The sequence below is a fragment of the Paenibacillus sp. J5C2022 genome (assembly GCF_025567625.1).
In the GTDB taxonomy this organism is placed as follows: Bacteria; Bacillota; Bacilli; order Paenibacillales; family Paenibacillaceae; genus Pristimantibacillus.
In genome coordinates this window covers 1-6348 of the sequence record NZ_JAOQJC010000083.1, presented here as the reverse complement: position 1 = coordinate 6348, position 6348 = coordinate 1, and the positions used below count along the sequence as shown (strand labels likewise).

General features: G+C 42.8%; 8 protein-coding genes and 2 pseudogenes. 5 read left to right on the top strand and 5 right to left on the bottom strand.

What is annotated here, in order from left to right; all coding sequences use genetic code 11:
- Positions 1-468: 468 nt before the first annotated feature.
- The 5 genes from M6D81_RS31225 (at position 469) to M6D81_RS31205 (ending at position 3163) form a co-directional block, all read left to right on the top strand.
- On the top strand, positions 469-891 hold the full coding sequence (locus tag M6D81_RS31225) for a hypothetical protein (protein ID WP_262681537.1): 423 nt from the start codon (positions 469-471) through the stop codon (positions 889-891).
- 62 nt (positions 892-953) lie between these two features.
- Positions 954-1103 (top strand): hypothetical protein, encoded by a 150-nt coding sequence (locus tag M6D81_RS31220; protein ID WP_262681536.1) that lies wholly within the window; start codon positions 954-956, stop codon positions 1101-1103.
- Between the two features lie 63 nt (positions 1104-1166).
- On the top strand, positions 1167-1523 hold the full coding sequence (locus M6D81_RS31215; protein ID WP_262681534.1) for a hypothetical protein: 357 nt from the start codon (positions 1167-1169) through the stop codon (positions 1521-1523).
- Between the two features lie 142 nt (positions 1524-1665).
- On the top strand, positions 1666-2451 hold the full coding sequence (locus M6D81_RS31210) for a hypothetical protein (RefSeq protein ID WP_262681532.1): 786 nt from the start codon (positions 1666-1668) through the stop codon (positions 2449-2451).
- A 1-nt stretch (position 2452) separates the two neighbouring features.
- Positions 2453-3163, top strand: a complete 711-nt coding sequence (locus tag M6D81_RS31205) for a P-loop NTPase family protein (protein ID WP_262681530.1) — start codon at positions 2453-2455, stop codon at positions 3161-3163.
- A 403-nt stretch (positions 3164-3566) separates the two neighbouring features.
- Here the strand turns inward: M6D81_RS31205 and M6D81_RS31200 are convergent.
- The 5 genes and pseudogenes from M6D81_RS31200 to M6D81_RS31185 form a co-directional block, all read right to left on the bottom strand.
- Positions 3567-3794 (bottom strand): annotated as a pseudogene (locus M6D81_RS31200) (transposase domain-containing protein); the annotation flags it as partial.
- A gap of 79 nt (positions 3795-3873) precedes the next feature.
- Positions 3874-4545 carry a tyrosine-type recombinase/integrase gene (locus tag M6D81_RS31195; protein ID WP_262681528.1) on the bottom strand — a complete coding sequence of 224 codons (672 nt, stop codon included), beginning with the start codon at positions 4543-4545 and terminating at the stop codon, positions 3874-3876.
- 54 nt (positions 4546-4599) lie between these two features.
- A pseudogene (locus M6D81_RS31960) lies at positions 4600-4827 on the bottom strand (phage integrase N-terminal SAM-like domain-containing protein); the annotation flags it as partial.
- A 52-nt stretch (positions 4828-4879) separates the two neighbouring features.
- The gene (locus M6D81_RS31190; RefSeq protein ID WP_262681526.1) at positions 4880-5824 is read right to left on the bottom strand and encodes a tyrosine-type recombinase/integrase; all 945 of its coding nucleotides are present in this window, start codon (positions 5822-5824) and stop codon (positions 4880-4882) included.
- Positions 5811-6348 (bottom strand): tyrosine-type recombinase/integrase (locus M6D81_RS31185; RefSeq protein ID WP_262681524.1); only part of this gene is annotated, 538 nt, incomplete at its 5' end. The genes M6D81_RS31185 and M6D81_RS31190, both read right to left, overlap by 14 nt.

The following is a 6348-nucleotide window of genomic DNA, read 5'->3' as shown; positions in this document are numbered from 1 at the left end:
CAATATTCATTAATGACCCTCTCCTTAATTAAATAAACCCTGATATTTTCATATAAATCTTAATGGATGTGAAAATCCCTTCCCACATGAAGTGCACTTATATCGTTGATGAACAATACCTACGTCAGATGCCCATGTTTTATAAGTTCCATTTGCAACCACCCTTTCATTTTCACAACATCCACGTTTGGTACTAGTATAGCCCCTCTGCCTTTGTTTTCGTTCTCCCACGGTTGTAAACCCACATTTTCGACATGTATAACGTTGCCTTCCATTTTCCACTTTTCCACGTTTGAAAAAGTCGGAACATATTTCCCCAGTATTGGGGCAAGCAATTTGAATCACTTTTAACTCACTCCCAAGAACCATTAAATTATCAACCTTTACTCAAATTTACCCTAAAAGCACACTTTCATCAACAATGCTAACTAGATTCCTTGAATCGAAAAATTCAAGGAGAGGTGCAACATGCCTAATTTTGTAGATGTTTTGATCGAGGAATGCAAAAAGAAAGTCGAACGGCATACAGGAGAAATATGTACTACCGATGCTGCATGGAGGGAACTTGATCGAGTTTTCAAAAAATCAGAAATACTGCGGCAAAATAAATGCAAAATCCTAAAAGGTTACGAAAAGAGTCGGAAATACAGAATTAGTCGTAATTCCGCAATTGCTCTTGGGATAGCTTTGGAATTTCAAATTTTTGAGATGAACTCATTTCTATCAAAAGCTGGTTATGCCCTGTCGGACTACCACGAAGAAGATATTCTCATTATTAATATAATGTCTACAGAAAAATACACTGTGAGTGATGTAAATGAAGCGCTTCAGGAGAGTGGATATGCAGCACTAACTTATCGGATGTCAAATGAAGATCTGCCAAAAGTGTAGCCTCATAGGCGACCTCTTAAAATCCAGTAGCTAGTATGATTATCCATAAGAGGTGAGACGAAATGGCAGATATACAAATCTCAAAATCACAAGATCGCCAGATCGCTCTCACCATCTCTACTGGCATTAAGGCATACGTGGAATCACACAAAGAAGAATTCCACAATTACCTTAGACAAGAAAAAGAGTTAAAGAATCAAGACAAGCAATAACCATGTTTCCTAAAGCTGGCCAGCTTTCTGGATATAAAACTCTAAAAGGAAGGAGTGGACAAATTGCGCTTAAACAAGGTGTCAATTACTGATGCAGAAGGTGTTTTCAACGCAAAACAGGTTCGACTTATTGATATAACACCTTTGTACGGCTACGAGAACAACGTAAAAACCTCTCAAATTGGCTACAACTTTATTTGCCTTGCGGAAGCCAATGGATTCGAGAAGGTCACAGTGAAGCTTGAGAGTCTTAGTAATCTACCAATCACACCAGAACAGCTCACATCTTCCAAAGAACCCATTTACGTGAGCTTCTCAGATTTCTCAGGACGGTTTTACTTCTCAGACCGCACAAAGAGTTGGGAGCTTACATGCAAAGCGAGCAGAGTACAGATCATAAAACCTACACAAAACGCTTAATACTAGAACTTTCTAACGTGAGTGAACGAACAACCAGAGCAGATGCTGTCTAAATTGTAAACGTAAGAAAGTAAAATTAAATCAGTTAGCTTCAAAGTGTATCCAACTGCTTTGAAGCTCTGATAACCGAAGGAGCATAACTATGAAACAATTGAAGGCTTTTTTTAACTGGCTCTCACCAGGAATAAACAATGACGAATGTGCACAAATGGTTATGTTTGTAGTTAGCTTCATATTTCATAGGACAGAAGAGGAAAAAAAGATAGCACTGGTCGGATATAGGAAGTTCGGAATTTTTATTTTGAAGTTTTGTGCAATTATAGTCGTCCCATTAATTACAGTGATTACAATAATTAAACTCATTCAAATATACTTTATAGTTCTACTTCTTATTTGCTGGGCTGGTCATTCTATATATAAACGTTATCACTCTGATAGATTAGCAGCTTTGAACTCTGTGTATATGTCCAACATGTCCACCTATTCTGATATTGCCGGACTTGTCCTCAATCCTATTAAAAGCTTAACCAAATGGTTAGATTTCGCTGAGCCGCATAATGCCGAATCATTAATCAATTATCCTCAAATTATAAGCAAGGGTAACATGAGTTTTTTCGCCTACAAAGTATTAAAACTATCTCACGATAAAACTGAGGAGAGTGATCTAGCTTTTGCAGAAAGTCAGTTGCAATCACTTATTAACGACAAACTTACTGCTGAAAATTTAAGAAATCCAACTTTCCCAAGCATGTACTATGATATGCCAGTATTAATAGTTCATGAAATTGAAGATATGGGTAACCACTTTAAAGTACTGCTTATTTATGTGAATAACGATGCAATTTACAATTTCGTTGTCGAAACGTCAAAGTATCGTACAAATGCTACTACAACTACAATTGCAGCTCTAACTGACGAGGACTTTTGATATGACCAAGTTAAATGTCGTTTTGGATAAGAGGCTCTCTGAAAAAGGAGTCTTCTTCTATCACTCAATCGATTTCGATAAGACTCCTCATGTTATGACCGTGGGAGCCAGTGGAAGCGGAAAGTCATATCTCAACAAAATGATTGCCGCCAAATGTGTGTTAAGAGTACAGGATGCGAAGATTACTATTCTGGATTTCAAGGCTGATGATTACACGTTTGCTAGAGGAAGTTCTCGTTTGTTTGAATTCGACAAAGTAAAACTAGGACTGGAACTTGCCTATCAGGAGTTTACGGAGCGGTTACAAGGAAACAATGACCGTTCATTTCGTCTCATAGTCATTGAAGAGCTCGGTTCAATGTTAGCTTACTATGAAAAAAAAGAATCAGATGCAATTAAGTCTATGATAGGTAACATGATATTCATGGGTCGCTCTATGAATTTCCACCTTCTCGTTTCAACTCAACGACCAGATAGCTCCTTATTTAATGCAGGGGTTCGTGATTCAATATCTACTATCGCTTTAGGTAATCTGTCAAAGGAAGGGAAAAACATGCTATTTGGCGGCTTATCAGACCTCATTGATGAAAGGCATGGTCAGGGCTCAGGATTAATGCTTCTAGAGGGTTCGAAACTTTACAGCATAAAAGTTCCTTTGATTACGAATGAAGAGAAAATGGAGCATTATATTCGTTTGGGACTAGAGTGCTAGTGTTATAGTCTAGCGTGGCGCATGGACGGCGGGGCGAAGCCCTAAGCCGTCCAAAGCTCGCCTCGCGAAGCGAGGCTTGTTGGCTAGCCCAGTATTACCTAGCCAACCTTTGTCGCATGTCGCATTTTTTTCTTGACGGATAGGAGTGATAGACAATGTCTCAGGACAATCAAGCTCGAAAGTGGCAGATCACCATCAATAACCCACTAGATAAGGGCTTCGATCATAACAAAATCAAAGCAACAATAACCGGGTTACAATCGCTTGTCTATTACTGCATGGCAGACGAAGCTGGCCAGACGTATCATACTCATGTTTACATCGTGTGTTCTGTAAGCGTCTAATAACCAGGTGTATTGAAAAAGAAAAGCCCATGGTTCATGACTCCCCATAGGCTCTGTGTTTATGTACAATGTTGCCTAACTGCTGGACTCCATGGAAGGTAACCATCAAGTAACTCCGGCCGCTGACGAAATGCAACCGCTGGTAACTGTTGCAACAGATAGACTAAATATTTGTACGGGTTCAATCCATTTGCCTTTGCGGTCTCTACGATGCTGTAGATCGCTGCACTTGCGGCTGCACCCCGTGGGCTGCCGCTGAATAACCAGTTTTTACGTTTATGTGTCCAATATATTTATGTGCCGCAGAAAACAAAGCGCGATGTCACGCCTTGTTTCCCGCATTCAAACCGGCACATAAACAAAACGTCACAATGAATCTAAGAACGACAGAATCGAATCATTTGTTGAGGAATGGTAGGCGGAATGACTAGGATCCCCCATTTTTTCGAGGGTCTGTCGCTTCATCTCTAGATCCGCCTCCATATATTTATGTGTCGTGAGGATGCTTTCGTGACCAAGCCAGATGGCGATGCTTGAGATGTCAACGCCGGACTGCAGCATCCGTAGAGCAGTTGTGTGTCGGAAGGTGTGAGGCGTTACCTTCTTTTTGTTGAGCGATAAAACCGTCTCTGCGGCTTTCTTCTGTAGGCAGTCTAACCGGTAACGAACGCCAGAGCGCGTCAGGCTACCATCCACACTATTCGCGAACAAATGACTGGTTTCATCGTGGCAATGATCACGTATGTAATCAGCCAGATATTTTACAGTGCTTTTCCATAAGGGGACATGACGCTCTTTACGGCCTTTCCCATGTACTCGGATGTAAGCAGTCGTATTTTGGTTGTCAATGTGGAGGTCGCTCAACTTGAGTCCAACCAGTTCGGATACCCTAACACCGGTGTTGTAGAGTAACATGAGCATTAACATATCTCTGCATCCTAGTGCGGTGTTCGTATTGCAAGCGCTTTTCAGAGCGGCGAATTCGTCTTCTGTCAAAAACGCCATCTGCCGCTTTTCGGCCTTGCGAAATGGTACCATTAGACTCCTGCTCAGCAGCCCACTGTACTCAGGCATTTCGAAGATCAAGTATTTAATAAAACTATGTAGCGCAGCGAGCCGATTGTTGACGGTCTTGGGACTGTTACCGCGCTCCTCTCCTAAATACGACATGAATCTTAAGATGTGCTCCGCGTCAAATTGAGCGACTGACATTTTAGAAGGAGCTACACCCTGGTGTGTCTCAATATATCGGAGATAAAGACGGAATGTGTCTCTGTAGGACTTAATTGTTTCCGGTGACACATTCCGCTGAGCCATCATCCATTGCAGAAAATATTTTGGATCAGCGCTTGAATTTGGATATCGCTGTTTTTCATGCGCTGTCACCTCCGAAACAACTCTCGAATTTCCGGGCAGCGATTCCGAGGAGCTCCGGGGTGGCAGACAGGTACCAATAGGTATCTGCAGGTTTTACATGTCCCATGTAGGTGGAAAGCAAGTAGAGCTTCTGGTTCACGTCCTCTCCAGCTTCATACCAGCGTTTTACTGTATTACAGGCGAAGGTGTGTCGCAGATCATAAAGTCTTGGCGGTTTTGCTTTATCGTCGTAAAATATCAGCGGACGGATCAATTGAAACGCATACTCAAACGCACGCGTGTTGAACCGACGACCATATGAGGTGACAAAAAAGTAATCGTCATTACCCCTTACTCCAATTTTGTTTTCGATGAATACTTGGTACTCCAATAACTTGGCGATCACTGTAGGGTGCAGTGGAACAAGTCGGTCTTTCTTGAACTTTGAGTTGCGAATGAATAGATAGCTCTCTTCCAGTTGCACATCGGCGATTCTCAGGGATGTGAGTTCGGAAACCCGAATTCCCGTTGCATGCATGAGTCCTATGGCCGATGCTATGGTACTGGAGCGAATCCCATCTGGTGAAAAAAGGCTGTCCGCGCCGCGCATCAGGGACAGGACTTCTTCATCCGTATAAATATAGGGGTCTGTTCTCGTATGCGCTTTGCCAAAAACGCCGTTTCGTGGGATCTGTGCTTGTTCATCAAAGGCAGAAATATATACAGCGAAGGTGTGGAGTGTTTCAAGGCGGCGTGCCATGTATTTTCGGGTGAAGTTGTCATTTAAAGAGGCCCACCGCATGGCTATCTCCTCCGTGATCGAGCCGTCATACCCAATCTCCCTTGTGTATTTCGCAAAGCGTCTGAGTTCCTGGGCTTCGATTTTTATTACATAGCCCAAGCTGCGTTTGTATGCCACATATTCTTCAATTTGCCGGGTCATGCGGTTATTCTCTAACATTGCGTTCACCTCCCGGCCAAGGTGATGCCACCGACAAAAGCCCGGCTATATCTGTTTTCACGTAATGAGTGGTCGAGTCCAGCGATTCATGCCCCAGGATGTCGGCTGTCAGTTTTAGTGAATTCCCAGCATTGTACAGTTTTGTCGCCGCTGTTCGTCTTAATATATGTGTGCCGCATGCATGATCTTCAAGGCCGGCTTTTGCACTATTTCTGCGGACAACATTGCGAATTTGGCTGCATCCCATCGGTTCGCCGCGCTGATGGCTGAATCGGACAAATAGCGTTCTACATGAAGTTTGCGGACGGACCAGCGTGAGGTATTCAACTAAGGCGTTTCCCATCATGGCTGGGATCGGCAGGTTGCGTTCAGAACCGTTTTTCGTGTTCCTTATCGTCACATATTTGCCGTGCCAATTGAAGGCATCCAACGTCAACGCTGCGACTTCGGAACACCTTAGTGCGAGTTCGGTAAAACATAGGATGATACAACGATTCCGTTTCCCGGTGTGCGTATTTTCGTTA